Genomic DNA, 19280 nt, shown 5'->3' with positions numbered 1-19280 from the left:
TGCAATATTACGAAAAAATATTATAATATATGCTATATTAAAAGGAGAATGAAGATGAATATGCCGTCTTTTTATTGTATGTATTCTGTTTTTAATAATACAAAACAAGATGCATCAGCTAACAATATTTTCAAATCAACTAATTCAAATAAAAATATTATTATCTTAAATATTCTCCTCTCTATTCTTGTCAATATCCTGCTATAATCATTTAAAATAAAAGTAAAATACATAATTACTAAAATAAGATACTTTTTAAAATTATGTTTCTATAAGTAGAAATCTAATATGGTAAATTGTAATTTTATAAAATAAATTAAGGAGTTATTTAATGAAGTTAAACGGGTCTGATATAATAATGGAAGTTTTGATAGAAGAGGGCGTAGATAAAATTTTCGGCTATCCAGGAGGGGCAGCTTTATTTATATATGATGCTATTTACAAATATAGAGATAAGATTGAACATATAATGCCTGTTGATGAGGTAGGGGCATGCCATGCTGCTGACGGATATGCAAGGGTAAGCGGAAAAACAGGAGTTATAATTGCTACAAGCGGACCGGGTGCTACCAATTTGGTAACTCCATTAGCAACCGCATATATGGACAGTGTTCCTTTAGTTGCTATAACAGCTAATGTGCCTGAAAGCTTAATAGGAAAAGATTCATTTCAGGAAGTCTTTATTGCGGGCATTACAATACCAATAACTAAACATAATTTTGTTGTAAGAAGCATAGAAGATTTAGCTGATACTATAAGAAAAGCTTTTGTTATAGCTGCTTCAGGAAGAAAAGGACCTGTTTTAATAGATATACCTAAGAATATAACATTTGCAGAAACAGAATTTACAAAAAAAGAAAAAATTATTCCTAAAACTGTTCAAATAACTTCAGAAGATGAAAAAATAATAGAAAAAACAGCTGATTTAATAAATAATTCAAAAAAACCAATTATATATTTCGGCGGAGGAGCTAAAGATTCCAGTAATAAATTAAGAGAGTTTATGATTAATTCTAATATACCTTCAGTTCATACTATAATGGGGGCTGGAGTATTAGGTTATAATGAAAAATTAAATATAGGGCTTTTAGGTATGCATGGCTCTGCTACTGCAAATAAGGTTATGAATGAAGCTGATTTAATATTGGCTATAGGCACTAGATTCAGCGACAGAGTTGCTTTGAATGCTTCCAAATTTGGAGGAGCTGCTAAGAAAATACATATAGATATTGACAGAAGCGAGATAAATAAAAATGTTTATGTTGATTATAGTATAATAGGTGATTTGGGAGATGTTCTTGACAGATTAAAAAAACTTGTAAAAAAAGTGAATAATGATGAATGGGTAGAATATTTATCATCTTTGAAAGCTAAAGAAATGAAAGAAGATTCTGATAGAAATACAAATAAAGAAGGAATTTATCCAAGCAAGATTATGGATATAATAGGAAATAAAACCAAAGATAATGCTGTATATGTTACAGATGTAGGACAGCATCAAATGTGGGCAGTTCAATATATAAGACATACAAAACCTAGAAGCTTCATAACAAGCGGAGGTTTAGGTACTATGGGATACGGATACGGTGCTGCATTAGGAGCTCAAGCTGCAAAGCCTGACAGAAGAATAATACATATAACAGGAGACGGTTCTTTTTATATGAATTTAAATGAAGTTGCAACTGCAGTTGAATATAATTTTCCTATAATATCAATTATACTTAATAACAGTACATTAGGTATGGTAAGACAATGGCAGACTATATTTTATGAATCAAGATATTCAAGTACTGATATTAATAAAAAAATGGATTATGTTAAAGTAGCTGAAGGATTCGGTGCTAAGGGGTTTAGATGTGAAACTATAAATGAATTTGAAAAGGCATTTGAAGAAGCTTTAGAATGCAAATGTCCTGTATGGATAGAATGTATTATAGATAAAGATTTAAAAGTTCTTCCTATGATACCTTCAGGCGGTACTATAGATGATATTATATTAGATTAATAATTGCAGGAGTAAAAAATGGAAGCTAAGCAAAGAAGAGTTTTAATTTTATTTGTAGATAATAGTTCAGGCGTATTAAATAGAATAACTTTATTATTTAGTCAGAAAGGCTTTAATATAGAAATGATAACATGTTCAGTAACTTGCGTACCAAGCATATCAAGAATGACTATAGTAACAGAAGGCGATGATTCTCATATAACGCATATTATGAAACAGACTTCAAAACTTATAGAAGTTCATTCAGTGCATTTGATAGATCATTCAAACAGCATAATAAGAGATTTATTATTAGTAAAAATAGAAATTGATGACAGCAATAGAAGAAAAGTATGCGATATAACTAATGCACATAACGGAGTTATACTTGATATAGGAAAAAAAAGTATTATAGTTGAAATTACAGCATCTGTTACAGTAATAGACGGATATTTGAATGCATTAAAAGATTTTAATATTTTAGAGCTTTCAAGAACAGGAGTAACATCTATACAGATTGGAGATGATGTGCCTAATATGAATATAACTAATAAATTCGGATTTTAATAAAAATAAATAATAAAAAGGAGAAATTAAAAATGATAAAAAAATATTATGATGCTGATTGTAATCTAGGACTGCTAGATAATAAAACTATAGCAATAATAGGATACGGCAGTCAAGGACATGCTCATGCACAAAATTTAAAAGACAGCGGAGTTAATGTTGTTGTAGGGCTTAGAAAAGACAGTGTTAATTTCAAAAAAGCTTCTGAAGATGGTTTGAAAGTTATGGAAGTTGAAGAAGCGGCTAAGTCTGCTGATATAGTAATGATGCTTGTGCCTGATGAGGTATCAGCTGATATATATAATAAGCAGGTAGCACCTTATATGAAAGAGGGAAATGTACTTATGTATGCACATGGATTTAATATTCATTTTCAATTTGTAGTACCTTCTGAAAATATAGATGTTATAATGGTAGCACCGAAGGGACCTGGACATACTGTAAGAAGTCAGTATTTAGAGGGCAGGGGAGTTCCTAGCTTGATTGCTGTTTATCAGGATAAAAGCAAAAGGGCAAAAGATTATGCTTTAGCTTATGCAGCTGGTATAGGAGCAGGACGTGCTGGCATATTGGAAACTACTTTTAGAGAAGAAACAGAAACAGATTTATTCGGAGAGCAGGCTGTATTATGCGGCGGTGTTACAGAATTAATGAAAGCTGGTTTTGATACTTTGGTAGAGGCTGGATATGAACCTGAAATGGCTTATTTTGAATGTATACATGAAATGAAATTAATTGTTGATTTAATATATTCAGGCGGTTTTGCTATGATGAGATATTCTATATCAAATACTGCTGAGTATGGGGATTACAGAACAGGCAGAAGAATGATTACTGAAGAAACTAGAAAAGAAATGAAAAAAGTATTAAGAGAGATACAAGACGGAACTTTTGCAAGCGAGTTTATTCAGGAATTCGGAGCAGGACGCAAGGCTAAATTTAATGCTACTAAGAGATTAGAAAGCGAGCATAAATTAGAGCAAGTCGGTGCTGAATTAAGAAAAATGATGAGTTGGATTAAAAAATAAAATGATAAAAAATAGCAGATATTTATATAATAATAAATAAAAAATTATAATATATTTTATATAGTCCAAGACATCTTTAGTTAAATGATATTTTTTATTTATAAGGGTTTTAACAATGAGAAAGATTAAGATTTTTGATACTACTTTAAGAGATGGAGAACAGTCTCCCGGCTGTACAATGAATTTAGCTGAAAAATTAGAAATAGCAGCTGAATTAGATAAATTAGGCGTTGATATTATAGAGGCAGGTTTTGCTATGTGTTCTGATGATGATTTCAATGCCATAAAAGAGATAAGCAAAGTTGTTGAAAATGCTAAATTAGCTAGTTTGGCTAGATGCAATAAAAAAGATATAGATAGGGCTTATGAGGCACTTGCTGGGGCAAAACATCCTATGCTTCATACATTTATAGCGGCAAGCGATATACACTTAAAGTATAAATTAGAGATGACTAGAGAGCAGGTATTGGAAACTATAAAAGAATCTGTTTCTTATGCTAAAACAAAATTTGAGTTTATAGAATTTTCTGCTGAAGATGCTTCAAGAAGCGACAGGGAGTTTTTAGCACAAGTATATTCTACTGCCATAGAAAACGGAGCTACTACTATAAATGTACCCGATACTGTGGGATATACTACTCCGATTGAGATGTCTGAACTTATTAAATATTTAAAAGATAATGTTAAAGGTATAGAAAATGTTGATATATCTGTGCATTGTCATGATGATTTAGGGCTTGGTACTGCTAATTCTTTATCTGCTATTTTATCAGGTGCTGCTCAGGTAGAATGTACTATAAACGGCATAGGAGAGAGAGCAGGAAATGCCAGTTTAGAAGAAATTGTAATGGGTATTAAAACTAGAAAAGATTTTTATAATGCTTATACTGATATTAATACTAAACGCATTTATAAAGTTTCAAAATTATTATCTACAATTTCAGGTATGGCGGTTGCTCCTAATAAGGCTATAGTCGGAGCTAATGCATTTGCTCATGAGGCGGGCATTCATCAGCACGGGGTATTGAAAGAACGTTCTACTTATGAGATTATGAATGTTGAAGATATAGGAATTCCTCAAAATAAAATGGTATTAGGCAAGCATTCAGGAAAGCATGCTTTTAAAGACAGAATAGAATCTTTGGGATATGATATTGATGATAAGTCTTTGGAAGATAAGTTTATAGAGTTTAAGGCTTTAGCTGATAAGAAAAAAATAGTAACAGACTCTGATATAGAAGCATTATTAATAGGAAGCAATGATTCAGAAAATCCTACATACACATTAAACGGATTTGTTGTTAATGATGGAAATTCAATATCTTCTTTAGCTACTGTATCTATTATGGATAATGTGAATAATATTGTTGAGGGAATAGGAAAAGGAAACGGGCCTATTGATGCAGCTTTCGGAGCTATAGATTCAATCACTTCTAATAAAGCTAAATTGATTAATTATAGTATCAATGCCATTACTGAAGGCGAAGATGCTTTGGGAGAGGTTATTGTTAAATTGGCTTCTGACGATAAAACTGTAATAGGAAGAGCAGTAAGTACAGATATCATAGAAGCTAGTTTAAGAGCTTATGTTAATGGCTTAAATAAATTATAAATTTTAGGGCTTATTCAATTAAAAAGTTGTAAAAGCCCTTTTATATTTTTACTGTTATTAATAAAAATTAGAAAATAAATAAATAATAAAATTTTTAAGGATACGAATATGACTATTACTCAGAAGATTTTGGCAGCACATGCTAATGTTGAAAAGGTAGAAGCAGGCGATCTTATTATGGTTAGAACTGATTTAGTTTTGGGAAATGATATTACAAGTCCTGTTGCTATCAATGAATTTGAAAAGTATGGTTTTGATAAAGTTTTTGATAAAGAAAAGATAGCTTTGGTTATGGATCATTTTGCTCCTAATAAAGATATTAAAGCTGCTGAGCAATGCAAACAATGCAGAGATTTTGCAAATAAATATGATATTACTCATTATTATGATGTAGGAGATATGGGAGTAGAACATGCACTTTTACCTGAAAAAGGATTAGTTGCACCCGGAGAAGTTATAATAGGGGCAGATTCTCATACATGCACTTACGGAGCTTTCGGGGCTTTTTCTACAGGTGTGGGAAGTACCGATATGGCGGCTGCTATGGCTACAGGACAGGTTTGGTTTAAAGTTCCTTCTGCTATTAAATTTAATCTTAAAGGAAAATTGAATAAAAATGTATCTGGTAAAGATGTTATACTTCATATTATAGGTATGATAGGCGTTGACGGGGCATTGTATAAATCTATGGAGTTTAGAGGCGAAGGCATTTCATCTCTTACTATGGACGATAGGGCTTGTATTGCTAATATGGCTATTGAGGCAGGTGCTAAAAACGGAATATTTGAAGCGGATGATCAAACTATTGAGTTTTTAAAAGACATAGTAAAAAGAGATTATACTATTTTCAAAGCTGATGATGATGCAGTATATGAAAAAGAGTATGATATAGATTTATCTTTAATAGAGCCTACAGTAGCATGTCCTCATTTGCCTGAGAATACTAAAGAGGCTAAAGAATTAAAAGATATAAAAGTAGACCAAGTAGTTATAGGTTCTTGCACCAACGGCAGATTATCAGATATGGCTGCTGCTGCTGAAATATTAAAGGGAAAGAAAATAGCTAAAAATGTAAGATGTATAATTATTCCAGCTACTCAGAAAGTTTATAAAGAATGTATAAAATTAGGGTTTATGGATATATTTATTGATGCAGGCTGTGCTGTATCTACGCCTACTTGCGGACCTTGTTTAGGCGGATATATGGGAATACTTGCACATGATGAAGTTGCCGTTACCACTACTAATAGAAACTTTGTAGGAAGAATGGGAGATAAAACTTCAAAAGTATATTTGGCTAGTCCTGCTACTGCTGCATACAGTGCTTTGACAGGGTATATAACAGAGCCTAAATAATTATTTTTATTTTATAAGCAAAAAAGTTTTAGTATTATTATAGGAGATATTGATTAAATGAAAGCTAAAGGTTTCGTTCATAAATATGGGGATAATGTTGATACCGATGTTATTATTCCTGCTAGATATTTAAATACTGCTAATCATAAAGAGCTGGCATCTCATTGTATGGAAGATATTGATAAAGATTTTGTAAGCAAAGTTAAAACAGGCGATATAATGGTAGGAGGAGAAAATTTCGGCTGCGGTTCTTCAAGGGAGCATGCACCTATTGCCATTAAGGAATCTGGAATATCATGCGTTATAGCATCATCTTTTGCTAGGATATTTTATAGAAATTCTATTAATATAGGACTTGCCATATTAGAATGCGAAGAGGCAAGCAAAAAAATAAATTCTAATGATGAGATTGAAGTTGATTTTGATAATGGCATAATATTAAATATTACTAAGAATGAAAGTTATAAAGCAGAGCCTTTTCCAGAGTTTATTAAAAATATTATAAATTCCAATGGGCTTTTAAACTCTATAAAGAACTCTTAATAATTTATTATTTCTTAATATAAAAAAGTTTGAGGATTATTATTATGAAAAAAAATATTGCAGTTATAAAAGGTGACGGAGTAGGTCCTGAAATAGTTGATAAAGCTATTAAAGTTTTGAATAAAATATCTGAAAAATATTCGCATGAATTTAATTTAGAGTATGCTGATATGGGAGGAGTTTCTATTGATAAATACGGAATCCCTCTTACAGATGAGAACTTAGATAAATGTAAAAAGTCTGATTCTGTACTTCTTGGTTCTGTGGGAGGTACTAAATGGGATAATATTGCTCCTGAAAACAGACCTGAAATGGGATTATTGAAGCTTCGTAAGGAACTTAATCTTTATGCAAATATAAGACCTGTAAAAATTTTAAAATCTTTAGAATATGCTTCTCCTCTTAAAGAAACTATATGTAAAGATATAATAGATTTTGTTATAGTAAGAGAGCTTACAGGAGGAGTATATTTCGGAGAGCATAAATTTGAAACTATTAATGGTATAAGACATGCATCTGATATTATGTCTTATACTGAAACTGAAATAAGAAGAATAGGCAAAACAGCCTTTGAAATAGCAAGAAAAATTAAAAAGCCTTTAACTTCTGTTGATAAAGCTAATGTTCTTCATACCTCAAAGTTATGGCGTGAAATTATGAATGATTTAGCTAAGGAATACAGTGATATTAAATATAATGATATGTATGTTGATAATGCCGCTATGCAGATAGCTTCTAATCCTTCTCAGTTCGGTGTTATAGTAACAGAAAATATGTTTGGGGATATACTTTCTGATGAAGCTAGCGTTATAATGGGTTCTATAGGTATGGCACCTTCTGCTAGTCTTTCTGACGGAACTTTTGGAATGTATGAGCCTATTCATGGTTCTGCTCCTGATATTGCAGGTATGGATTTAGCGAATCCTATAGGTACTATACTTTCACTTGCTATGATGCTTAGATATTCTTTTGATATGACTGATGAGGCTGATAATATAGAAAATGCTGTTTATAAGGCTATAGATGATAATTATAGAACTCATGATATAATGCCTAAATATAATACGATGTCATATTCATATAAAGAAGTAAAATGTTCTGAAATGGGGGATATAATAGTATCAAATATATAATTATATGATATTAATATTATAATTAAAACTTTTTTATATATTAAAAAAACCTTTTCTATTATAATATTACTTTATTTACTTGACAATTTATTTATAATGTACATAATAAATATTATATATATAATGTAAGAGGGTTTTCAGAAGTGGAATATAGCGATAAAGACATTATTTTAGAATTACAGGAAGATAATAAACTGCTTTCTTCTAAGATAGATGTTTATAAAGAAGAGATAAGCGAGTTAAAGCAAAAATTAGAATATGCTAAAAAGTTTTTTACTTTATATGAAAATATTATGGAGCAGTCCAGAATCGAAACTAAAGAATTAACTATAAAAGTAAAAGAATTAGAAGAAGAGATTAAAAGACTTAAGAATGAATAATATTTTTTATCCTTTAAAAAATAATAAGCAGAAGATACATATATCCGTTCTTTCAAAGGGTAAAAATATTAATGCAGAAGATATAACTCTTGAATATAGAAAAAAAATTGAAGATGAGTTTTTTAAATATATTAATTTTGATATAAATAAAGCTGTATTTATGCATCAAGTTCATAAAAATAATATAGTTAAAATAGATGAGTCTAATATTCATTTATTTGGAAGCAGAGAAAAATTAGTTAAAGATACCGATGCTTTGATAACTAATATTAAAAATATTCCTTTAATAGTTCAGACTGCAGACTGCGTACCTATAATACTTTATTGTGATGAAAGCAAATCTATGGCAGCCATTCATTCAGGCTGGAGAGGTACTGCTGAAAATATTACATCAAAAACAATAGAGTTAATGAAAAAAGAATATAGTATTAATCTGTCAAAAATGTATGCTTATATAGGTCCTTATATAGCTCAAAAGGATTATGAGGTAGGAGATGAGGTAGCAGTGCATTTTAAGAATAAAACTATTATTAATAATAAATGGCATATTGATAATGGTTTGGAAGTAAAAAATCAGATGATTGAATGCGGTATTTTAGAGAAAAATATTGAACTTTCTAATTTAAATACTTATGATGAAGAGTTTTATTCATATAGAAGAGACGGAGTACAAATTGGAAGAATGCTTACTCTTGGTGTTATATTATAATTTTATATTCTGCACTGTATTTAAATAGATTTAATAGCTTAAACTAATTTTTATTTTCAAATTTAATTATTAAAAAAAATAAATATTAATTATGCGGTAAATTTAGTATAATCAAAATTTGGGCGTTTAGTATTAAAATAATAAAAGAGTTATTCATTATTTTTTGTAATAAATAAAAAATGGCGGGATTTATAATTTAGCTTTGACAATTATAATTTTAATATTATAATGATTACATTAAGGTAAAGGGTTTATTTTTATGTATGAGATGAAAACAGTTGTAGGAACTAGTCAGATTGATAAAGACGGACTTTTAAAAACTTCATCTATATTTGATTTGATGCAGGACTGCTCATTTTTTCAATTAGATTCTGAAGAAGAGTTAACTAAATATTTTAACGAAAATAATATCAGTATGTTTTTAGTATCCAGACAGGTTGATATATATAAACTTCCTAAATACAGCGATAAAATTATAGTCCGCACTTATGTATATGAATGTAATGAGGCTTACGGATATAGAAATACTGTTATATATGATGAAAATTATAATGAGCTTGTCATTTGCTATGCTATAGGAGGATTTGTAGATTTATCTAATGGTAATTTGATTAGAGTTCCTTCTTCATTTATAGAAAAAATTAAATTTGATGAAAAACAGAAAATGAATTATCTTCCTAGAAAAATAAATATTGATAATGATTTATTAAAAGAAGCTGATAGATTTAAAGTTAAGAAATATTTTATAGATGATAATAACCATGTAAATAATGCAAGATATATTGATATGTCTTTGGATTATGCTGATGATTATTATAAAAGAATAAGAATAGAATATAGAACACCTGCTGAATTGGGAGATACTATTATTGTCAGGAAGGCTGTAATTGATGATAAAGTTTTATTGAAGTTTGACAGCGAGGATAATAAAACTTATGCTTTATTAGAGTTTTCTTATAGTTTATAAATTTAGATTTTGACAAAAATATTTTATAATGTATAATTATAATGTTAGGATACTGCTTATTCTATTTTTTAAAGGGAAGTACTATGAATAAGATTTTTGCACTTTTAGAAAGCGAAGAGGTTGAAAAAAGATTAGAAGCTCTTGATGAGCTTGCTAAAAATGTAGAAAATTCCGATAAAACTAGTGTAATTAAAGCTTTGAAGCCGCATATATTAGATTGGGACGAGGATGTCCGTATTAAAGTGGCTCAGGTATTAAAATTATATACGGGACAATAATTATGGGAAGAATAATATCTTTTTCAAGCGGAAAGGGCGGGGCAGGTAAAACTTTATGCTCAGTTAATTTCTCTGCTGAATTAGCTTCTAGAGGATATAAAGTTTTAATATTCGATATAGATATTAACTGTTCTAATGTATTTATACTGCTTCATGTAAAGCCGCAGTCTAAATTACAGGAATATTTTGAAGGAACATTGACTCTGAAAGATTGTGTTATAAAAAGCGAATATGGTATTGATGTTATCAGTGCAGGAGTTAATATACAGAGATTTGTGCAGTTTGAAAATGATTTTAACTTATCTAATTTAGCTAAAGACTTAAAAGTTTTGTCAGAGGATTATGACTATATTATAATAGATTATGCAGCAGGAATTACTCAGCCTATGATGCGTTTTTATGAGATGTCTAATGATATTATACTTGTTGCCAATCCTGAAATTACAGCTTTAACAGATCTTTACAGACTTATGAAAATGATATATGTTAATAATATGACAGATAAGATGTATTTGATAGTTAATAAAGTAAAAAATATAGATTGGGCTATCAATTTATATAGAGAAATTAAAAAAGTAGCATCTAAATTTTCTCTTGATATTAATTTGGTTCTCTTAGGTCCTGTTTTATTTGATGAAGAAAAAGTTATGGTATCTGTTCAGAAAAGAACTCCTATTATAATACTTTATCCTAAAACTCCTATAAAGGGCGGTTTTTCATTAGCAGTTACAAGGTATTTGTATGATATAGGGGTAATGCAGGAGGAAAATGCAAGAGAAAAAACTTTTTCAGATTTCTTCTGATTTATATAATTATGTATTTTGCTTGACTTTTATAATATTGTATAATATAATATTATTATGAGTTTGTATTTTAAAATAGACAGTAATATTGTGATCACATCACATCACATCACATCACATCACATCACATCACATCACATCACATCACATAATCTAATAAAGTATTATTTTTATAATAATGGGACTATTTTTATAATATATAGTTCCTTAGTATATTCGTGCATTTTTCTTTGTTTAATATTAAATATATTTTTTTATTCTAATAAAATTCTTAAAAATTATTTTCATTTGGACTTTTATTATGCTTTATAATGACTATGAACATTTTATTAATAAAATAGTATGGTTTATTCCATCAAAAAAACATAGAGATAATTTCAGAAAAATTTTGTATGATATGGTTAATTCTATGTACAGATTGGAATATATAGCTAATCAAATTAATCTAAAAAACTATGATAAAGGCAATGTTATTATATGTTCTTCAGGCGGCTTAGCAGATCAATTTTGGCATTATATTCTTGGAGAGTCAATAAAAAGAAATTATGATTTTAATGTGAAATATGATAATACATGGTTTAGAACAGTTCATAAAGATTATTATAAAAAAGAAGACAGACATTTTGAATTACTTAAATTATGTCCTGATATTAGTTATGATATAGCTTCAGAAGAAGAGCTGTTTTTTTATAAGGCAAATTTTAATAACTTTAATAATATGTTAAAAGGATATATAACTAATGAGGATTTAAATTATATTTTACAGACTAAAAAAAATGTGTATATTGAATGTTACCCTAAAAAAGATATTAATGCTGATGATATAGTTAAAAATATAGATTTAGATAAATATCATTTTAAAAGTCTTAAAGGAGAAAATTTATTATTATATAATGAATTAAAAAATAATTTTTCTATTTCTGTGCATGCAAGGCTTGGAGATGTTAATGTTATGGATACATTTAGAAGTATATTTAATTCAGATTACAGCGAATATGCTGATTATTTTATAAAATCTATAAATTATATTTATAATAAATTTAAAGATAATAATCCTAAATTTTTCTTTTTTTCAAATGATATAAATTGGGTAAATAATAATATAATATCTAAATTAGGTAAAAATATTTTATATAAAGTAAGTGAAGAAAAAAATCCTCCGCATTTAGATGTTTATTTAATATCAATTGCAAAACATCAGATTATATCATTAGGCGGATTTGCTAGTTTAGCAGGTTTATTTAATAAAAATACAAATAAAATAATAATTAAACCTAGTGATTTTCAATCATTCAAAAACAATTAATTATATTAAAAATTATATTATTTTTTATTAGATGAATAATAAAGCTTTTATCTGTATAAATATTTGTACTTAAATATAAGAAAAGAAGTTTTTTAAATTTGACAAATACAAATAATATTGATAAACTATTATAGTAGTTAATAGGAGGTATATCTTATGGGTAATAATATTGTTATAACTATAAGCAGAGAATTTGGAAGCGGCGGAAGATATATAGGAGAAATGGCTGCTAAGAATTTGAATATACCTTTTTATGATAAAGCTATAATAGAAATGGCATCGGATAAAACAGGTTTTTCAAAAGAATATATTAAAGAGAATGAACAGAAACTGACAGGTGCTTCGCTTTTTAATTTTGCTATTACTGGTTCTTATGCAGGTAATATGGTTTTTGGTAATGGAGAATCTTTGCAAGACACTATGTTTTTTGCTCAAAGTAATGTTATAAAAGAAGTGGCATCTAAACATTCATGCGTTATAGTAGGAAGATGTGCTAATCATATTTTAGAACATAATGAAAATTGTATTAATATATTTATTTATTCTGATATAAAAAGCAAAATTAGAAGGGCTGTTGAGGAATATAAATTAGACAGCTCCAATATAGAAAAAATACTTAAAGATAGAGATAAATTAAGAGCTAAGCATTATAATTATTATACAGGTAAGAATTGGGGAGATGCTAGAAATTATCATGCTTGTTTAAATAGTGATTTTATAGGTATAGATAATACTATAAAAATTATAGAAGAAATAGCTAAATCAAAATTATAATAGGTATTTTATTATGAAGATTATAGCTGATTTACATACGCATACTTTAGTAAGCGAACATGCTTATAGTACTGTAGATGAAATGGTAAATTCAGCTAAAGATAAAGGTTTTTTAGCTTTGGCTATAACAGATCATGGTCCTGCTTCAAGCGATGGTGCTAAATCAGTTCATTTTAAGGCTATGCATAGTCTGCCTGATTATATTAATGGTGTTAGGCTTTTGAAAGGCTCAGAGGTTAATATAATAGATTATAATGGAAAAGTAGATTTAAGTGAAAATGTATTAAGTTATTTAGATTTTGTTATAGCATCTTATCATGAAGATTCTATAGAGCCTATTACAAAAAAAGAACATACTAAAGGATATGCTGAAGTAATAAAAAATCCTAATATTGACTGCTTAGGTCATATAGGCAATCCTAAATTTGAATTTGATATAGAATATATTGTAAAATTATGTAAGGAATATAATAAACTTATAGAAATTAATTCATCATCTTTTATTATTAGAAAGGGAAGTTTTACTATATGCAAAGATATAGCCTTAACTTGCAAAAAATATGAAGCTAATATTGTTGTAACATCTGACGCTCATTCAAAGTATAAAGTGGGCTGTCATGAAGATGCTGTTGAATTATTATCATCTATAGATTTTCCAGAACATCTTATACTTAACAGCGATTATGATAAATTAATGAATTATATAAAAAAGAGTAATATAAAATCTTAATAGGTATAAAATATATTTATTTTGACTTATCTCTTTATTTTTTTGCTTTATAATTTATGCTGCTCTGTTTATTATTTTTTATATTTTTTGCTGTATTGATTATTATTTAGACTTGACAATTTAGTTTTAATTTATTATATTATTATAATATATGTATGAATCTCTATACATTTTTTAGCTTTATAGGAGTAGTTTATTTTAAATATAATGGAAGAAGAATTATTTTCTAGAAAAGAATCTGTTAAAGATATTTTCAGCATTATAGAAGCTAAATTGAAACAGGGTTTATTTATAGATTCTATGGAAGATTTTGACAGAATTATGTCCAAAGATTTTGAATATGCTGATCTTTATGAAAATATATCTTGCGTAAAATTTTGGATAAACAGACTAGATAAGTTTAAAAATGCAGAGAAAAACTGCATAGAATATTGTAAGCTTTTAGATTCTTCGTATAAAAAATTTAGTATTTTTGTACGGGGTAAATCTTATAATGAAGAACTGCTTTCTATTAAGGCTATACATTATTATGTTTATAATAAAATCATAGAATTAATAATGCAGAAAAATACTGATGATATTGAAGGTACGGAGGAATTACATTTACTTTCTAATGCTTTTATAGAGCTAAAGGATTATTCCAGAGCATTAAAATCTTATGAATATTTAAATATGATAGAGCCTTATAATTCTAAAACACTTAGCTATATAGCTATGATATATGATAAATTAGGCGATTATAAGAAATCTAAAATGTATATAAGAGAAGCTTTATTTTATGATCCTTTAAGTATAGATTTTGAAAATATCAGTATAGAAGCAGTTAGAGAAATCAGAGATATAATTATTAAAAGGGGAGTTCATAATAACAGTCAGGAAGAGATAATAATGTGGATGAGTGCTTATGGTGAACTTATGAATATACTGGATGTAAAGAAGCCTTTAAGCGAACAGGAGGAATTTGAGCTTAGAAGAAATATATCCAGATTAGAGGCAGATTATAGAAAGATAAAGTTAAGGGAAACTACAGCTCCTAAACTTTTATCTTCGTATGCATTTTTAACTGCATATCTTATTATGAAAGAAGATGATTCTGATGTTGAAGAGATTAAGGTATGGGGCAGAAAGATGGCTATGATAGATAAGGACTTGCTGCAATACTATATAAAAATACTATACAAGGAGTGATAATATGTCAGAAGCTCTGCAAAAATTGGAAAATATATTTTCGGAAGAAACATTTACAAGAAAACCGCTGCTTAATTATACTAATAAATACTTTGTTGATTTATCAGGTATTATTAATGATATAAATGACAGTAATGATATAAATACAGCTATAGATACTGCTAAAATTCAGTTGGAAAAAAATCCTAATCATATATCAGCTTTATATGCTAATGGATTTTTAAATTTAAAAATTTCAAACTATTCGGATATGAGTTTAGAAAAATTACTTGGAATTTTTAAAAATGCCAAAAAATGGAATATAGTAGAGTTTGTATGTCAGAAGATTTTAGATGAGTATTATGAAAGCGATTATGCTTTGAGATATTTGGCAAGCTATTATCAAAGCACTAATAGAGATTCTGAGGCATTAGAAATTTTAGAAAGGCTTATTAGATTTGATGTATCTAATCCTGAGCTTCCTGAAAAAATAGCTCATACAAAAGAATTGGCAGGCGATATAAATAGTGCTGTGCATTATTATAAAATTGCTTTTGAAAGAAATCTTTTGAGAGAAAGAAATAATGCAGAAAGCGATATTAAAAAAATATTGGAATATGAACCTGATAATTATAATTATTTATTAAAATATGAGAATGCTCTGAAGTCTCTTGTAGATTCTAATATAATGATAGATGTTTGGAAAATAATATTTTTCTATTATTTTGAAAATAACAGATATAATGATGCTTTAAAAACTATAAAAAATTTGCTTAATTATGAACAGGATATAGTTGCACAAAATAATAAAAAAGCTAAATTTTTCAGACATAGACTTGTAGATGTTTACGAGGCTTTATATCCTAATCATACTCTTTTTCAAAAAATAGAAGAAATATCAGCTATTACAAATGTTAATAAAAAGCCGAAAGATTGTATAGATATTTTTGAAAAGTATATACAGTATGATGTTGATAAATATGTTATTCATAGAAATTTCGGAGTAGGTAAGATTAAATCAATAGATATAAATAATGTTAATATTAAATTTGTATCTCAGGAAGATATTAGAAAAATGACTTTTGATATGGCTATACAGTCTTTAATAACATTGCCTAGCGATGATATTAATGTTTATAAGGCTTATAGACTTAATGAAATAAAAAAAATAGCAGAAGAAAATCCTACAGAACTTTTAACTATTATATTAAAGTATAAAAAAACAATTACAACTAAAGATTTGAAATATGAATTAACATCAAAGCCTGCTTCTGTAGTTTCAGAGTCTTCTTATACTAAATGGCTTGAAAGTGCTAAAAAATCTGTAAGAGCTTCTACTACTGTTAAATTTGATAAAAATACTTTCCTTTATAATGAAGAGGCTGAAACTTATGATGCTGAAAGTTTATCTAAATTTAATAAAACTAATGATTTCTTTGAAAGATATCAAATATATATGGAATATCTCACTTATACTCCTAACCTTAACTCTGAAGAAGCTAAAGAAATGAATAATTATTTTATTAATGTTTCAAAAGATAAAAAATCGCCTAATGATGCTAGGATAGTAAGTACTATATATTTGAGAAGTCAGTCTAATGCCGACAGCAGCATACCTTTGCTTTCTGATATAGTTAAAGATATTGATGATTATACTCATATTTATGAAGTTCTTCCTTCTTCTAATTACAGAGAAAAATTTATAAAAGCTATTTGGGACGGAAAAAGAGATGATTATTATAATATAATACTAAAAATGCTTTATTCCCCTCATGTTAAAAATAATTATCTTATAGTAAATAAATTATTTGAAGACGGAAAAGCTGATATGCTTGCCAAAACTATAGATGATATATTTCTTCATTACAGAGAATGTCCTGAATCATTTGTTTATTTTGCTCAGAAGATACTTGACGGCGAATATTATGATGATGCAGACGGAAATATAAAAATAAATAAAAATTCGCTTATGATAGGCTTGCTTAGTATAATACCGCATTTATCAAAGATGGCTGATAAAAAAGAAACTTCTTCTCAGGCTAGAAAACTTTTAAAAGTTGTATATGATTTAGTATTTGATAAGGCTTATTTGCTTAAATTTATAGAGCATGAATCTGAAGAAGATGTTAAGATTATATTCAGCGAATTCCAAAAATTAGTGAATTTGGAGCAGCATTATAAAACAGATATTATTTCTGCAGTTATAAAACGTTTCCCTGATTGGAAGATATAATAAAAATTAGCTGAATTAAAAAAACTTTGTCTTTTATTTAGTTTATTATAAAAAAGAAAAATTGCTGTAGCATTATTATGAATAGTAGTGTATAATATATAACAAATTTTTTAAATGGATATTATTATGAAATTAAGATTATCAAAAAGAGCATTAAAAGAAGATTTTCAAAGCAGTTTTGTTAAGATTATGCTTGAAGTTGCTGCTAAGGGTGATTTAATATCATTTGCAGGAGGGCTTCCTAATCCTGAGTCTTTTCCTGTAGAAGATATTAAAGCTGCGGCAAATAAAGTTTTAGAAACTAAAGGTGCTTATTCTTTGCAGTATAATAGTACTGAGGGGTATGAGCCTTTAAGAGAGTTTATTGCAAATAGATACAGAAATCAGGGTATTGATATAGAAAGCAAAGATATACTTATGACTAATGGTTCTCAGCAGGCATTGGATATTATTTCTTCGTGTTTAATAGATCCTGATGATGATATTTTAGTTGAAGATCCTTCTTATCTAGCTGCTTTACAGTCATTTCATCTTTATAATCCTAATATTCATACTGTTAATTTAAATGAAGATGGTATTGATGCAGAAGCTTTTAGAGATGCTGTTAATAAACATAATCATAAGTTTTTTTACTCTGTTCCTAATTTCCAAAATCCTACAGGAATAACTTATACAAATGCAGTAAGAGAAAAAATTGCAGATATAATTAAAGGTAAAGATACATTTTTTATAGAGGATAATCCTTACGGAGAATTAAGATTTAAAGGAGAACATCAAAAATCTATGGGTATATATTTAGGCGAGCAGGCTATATTGCTTGGAACTTTTTCTAAAACAGTTGCTCCGGGTATGAGATTGGGCTGGATAGCATGCAGAGAAAAAGAGCTTTACACCAAGATGAAAGATTATAAACAGCTTATAGATTTGCATACAGGCACATTTTCTCAATTAGTTGTAAGTCAGTACCTTGAAGATAATGATTATGATTCTCATATAAAAAAGATAATAGATTTATACGGAAAACTATGCGGTTATATGCTTGAAGCTATGGATAAATATTTGCCTGATGATATGCATTGGAATCGTCCTGAAGGCGGTATGTTTATATGGGCTAAACTTCCTAATGGAATAGATGCTGTTGAACTTTCAAGAAAAGCTGCTGATGACGGCATTGCCATTGCAGCAGGAGAGCCTTTCTATGAAGCCAAAAGAGGGCTTGGTACTTTTAGATTAAATTATACAAATTCCAAGCCTGAAGATATTGATAAGGGAATATCCATATTAGCTAAAGTTATTGAAAAAATGCGTAAATAATAAATAGGTAAAAAACGGCAGTTCATTTTATTGGGCTGTCTTTTTTATATCATATACTTTATAATATATAAAGAAAAACCTAAAAACTATATTAAAAATGAAAATATAATTAAAAAAATTATTTTTTCTATATTGTTTTAATTATTATTCTCATTTATTTTGTTGGCTTTACGATAGGATAAATACTTAAATATAATGTATGCAGATGAATGCATATTCAAGTTACATTTAAATTAGCTAAAAAACTAATAACAAAAGTGCAGCAGCTGATGAAACTTATGAATATACAAAAATGTATCCTGCTTTCAGTAAAGTTGCTGTATCTGAAAATAATAAAAATGTTTCTGATTTGATGAATAGAATAGCTTCTGTTGAAAAAACTCATGCTCAATTATA

Annotated in this window: 18 protein-coding genes and 1 pseudogene; all 19 read left to right on the top strand. The window is 28.1% G+C overall.

The window, feature by feature from the left end; all coding sequences use genetic code 11:
- Positions 1-331 precede the first annotated feature (331 nt).
- The gene (ilvB, locus tag QZ288_RS06450; protein ID WP_295156620.1) at positions 332-2005 is read left to right on the top strand and encodes a biosynthetic-type acetolactate synthase large subunit; all 1674 of its coding nucleotides are present in this window, start codon (positions 332-334) and stop codon (positions 2003-2005) included.
- Positions 2006-2023: 18 nt separating this feature from the next.
- Positions 2024-2551 (top strand): acetolactate synthase small subunit, encoded by a 528-nt coding sequence (ilvN, locus tag QZ288_RS06445; protein WP_295156617.1) that lies wholly within the window; start codon positions 2024-2026, stop codon positions 2549-2551.
- A 32-nt stretch (positions 2552-2583) separates the two neighbouring features.
- A complete protein-coding gene (ilvC, locus tag QZ288_RS06440) occupies positions 2584-3579 on the top strand; it encodes a ketol-acid reductoisomerase (RefSeq protein WP_295156614.1) in 996 nt (331 codons plus the stop codon).
- 115 nt (positions 3580-3694) lie between these two features.
- A complete protein-coding gene (locus QZ288_RS06435; RefSeq protein ID WP_295156611.1) occupies positions 3695-5191 on the top strand; it encodes a 2-isopropylmalate synthase in 1497 nt (498 codons plus the stop codon).
- Positions 5192-5299: 108 nt separating this feature from the next.
- Positions 5300-6547 carry a 3-isopropylmalate dehydratase large subunit gene (gene leuC, locus QZ288_RS06430; protein WP_295156608.1) on the top strand — a complete coding sequence of 416 codons (1248 nt, stop codon included), beginning with the start codon at positions 5300-5302 and terminating at the stop codon, positions 6545-6547.
- A 57-nt stretch (positions 6548-6604) separates the two neighbouring features.
- Positions 6605-7090: a 3-isopropylmalate dehydratase small subunit gene (gene leuD / locus QZ288_RS06425; RefSeq protein WP_295156605.1), complete on the top strand. Its 486-nt coding sequence runs from the start codon at positions 6605-6607 to the stop codon at positions 7088-7090.
- 44 nt (positions 7091-7134) lie between these two features.
- Positions 7135-8223, top strand: a complete 1089-nt coding sequence (gene leuB, locus QZ288_RS06420) for a 3-isopropylmalate dehydrogenase (protein ID WP_295156601.1) — start codon at positions 7135-7137, stop codon at positions 8221-8223.
- A 143-nt stretch (positions 8224-8366) separates the two neighbouring features.
- Complete coding sequence (locus QZ288_RS06415; protein ID WP_295156599.1) at positions 8367-8603, top strand: hypothetical protein; 237 nt, start codon at positions 8367-8369, stop codon at positions 8601-8603.
- Complete coding sequence (gene pgeF, locus QZ288_RS06410; protein ID WP_295156596.1) at positions 8596-9312, top strand: peptidoglycan editing factor PgeF; 717 nt, start codon at positions 8596-8598, stop codon at positions 9310-9312. Before QZ288_RS06415 ends, pgeF begins: the two co-directional genes overlap by 8 nt.
- A gap of 259 nt (positions 9313-9571) precedes the next feature.
- Positions 9572-10279 carry an acyl-ACP thioesterase domain-containing protein gene (locus QZ288_RS06405; protein ID WP_295156593.1) on the top strand — a complete coding sequence of 236 codons (708 nt, stop codon included), beginning with the start codon at positions 9572-9574 and terminating at the stop codon, positions 10277-10279.
- Between the two features lie 83 nt (positions 10280-10362).
- Complete coding sequence (locus tag QZ288_RS06400; RefSeq protein ID WP_295156590.1) at positions 10363-10557, top strand: hypothetical protein; 195 nt, start codon at positions 10363-10365, stop codon at positions 10555-10557.
- 2 nt (positions 10558-10559) lie between these two features.
- Positions 10560-11360, top strand: coding sequence for an AAA family ATPase (locus QZ288_RS06395; protein ID WP_295156588.1), 801 nt, complete (start codon positions 10560-10562; stop codon positions 11358-11360).
- Positions 11361-11661: 301 nt separating this feature from the next.
- Positions 11662-12666 (top strand): alpha-1,2-fucosyltransferase, encoded by a 1005-nt coding sequence (locus tag QZ288_RS06390; protein WP_295156586.1) that lies wholly within the window; start codon positions 11662-11664, stop codon positions 12664-12666.
- Positions 12667-12822: 156 nt separating this feature from the next.
- Entirely contained in the window at positions 12823-13440 is a 618-nt protein-coding gene (locus QZ288_RS06385; protein ID WP_295156583.1) for a cytidylate kinase-like family protein, read from the top strand.
- 13 nt (positions 13441-13453) lie between these two features.
- The gene (locus QZ288_RS06380) at positions 13454-14170 is read left to right on the top strand and encodes a phosphatase (protein WP_295156580.1); all 717 of its coding nucleotides are present in this window, start codon (positions 13454-13456) and stop codon (positions 14168-14170) included.
- Between the two features lie 207 nt (positions 14171-14377).
- Entirely contained in the window at positions 14378-15358 is a 981-nt protein-coding gene (locus QZ288_RS06375) for a hypothetical protein (RefSeq protein WP_295156577.1), read from the top strand.
- A 4-nt stretch (positions 15359-15362) separates the two neighbouring features.
- A complete protein-coding gene (locus QZ288_RS06370; RefSeq protein WP_295156575.1) occupies positions 15363-17570 on the top strand; it encodes a transcript cleavage factor in 2208 nt (735 codons plus the stop codon).
- 126 nt (positions 17571-17696) lie between these two features.
- Entirely contained in the window at positions 17697-18884 is a 1188-nt protein-coding gene (locus QZ288_RS06365; protein ID WP_295156573.1) for a PLP-dependent aminotransferase family protein, read from the top strand.
- Between the two features lie 262 nt (positions 18885-19146).
- Positions 19147-19278: pseudogene (locus QZ288_RS11770) on the top strand (ferritin family protein); the annotation flags it as partial.
- Positions 19279-19280: the final 2 nt, after the last annotated feature.

It is taken from the genome of uncultured Brachyspira sp. (genome assembly GCF_910578695.1).
Classification (GTDB): domain Bacteria; phylum Spirochaetota; class Brachyspiria; order Brachyspirales; family Brachyspiraceae; genus Brachyspira.
The sequence above is the reverse complement of the archived record's forward strand: the minus strand, read 5'-3'. Positions and strand labels throughout refer to the sequence as shown.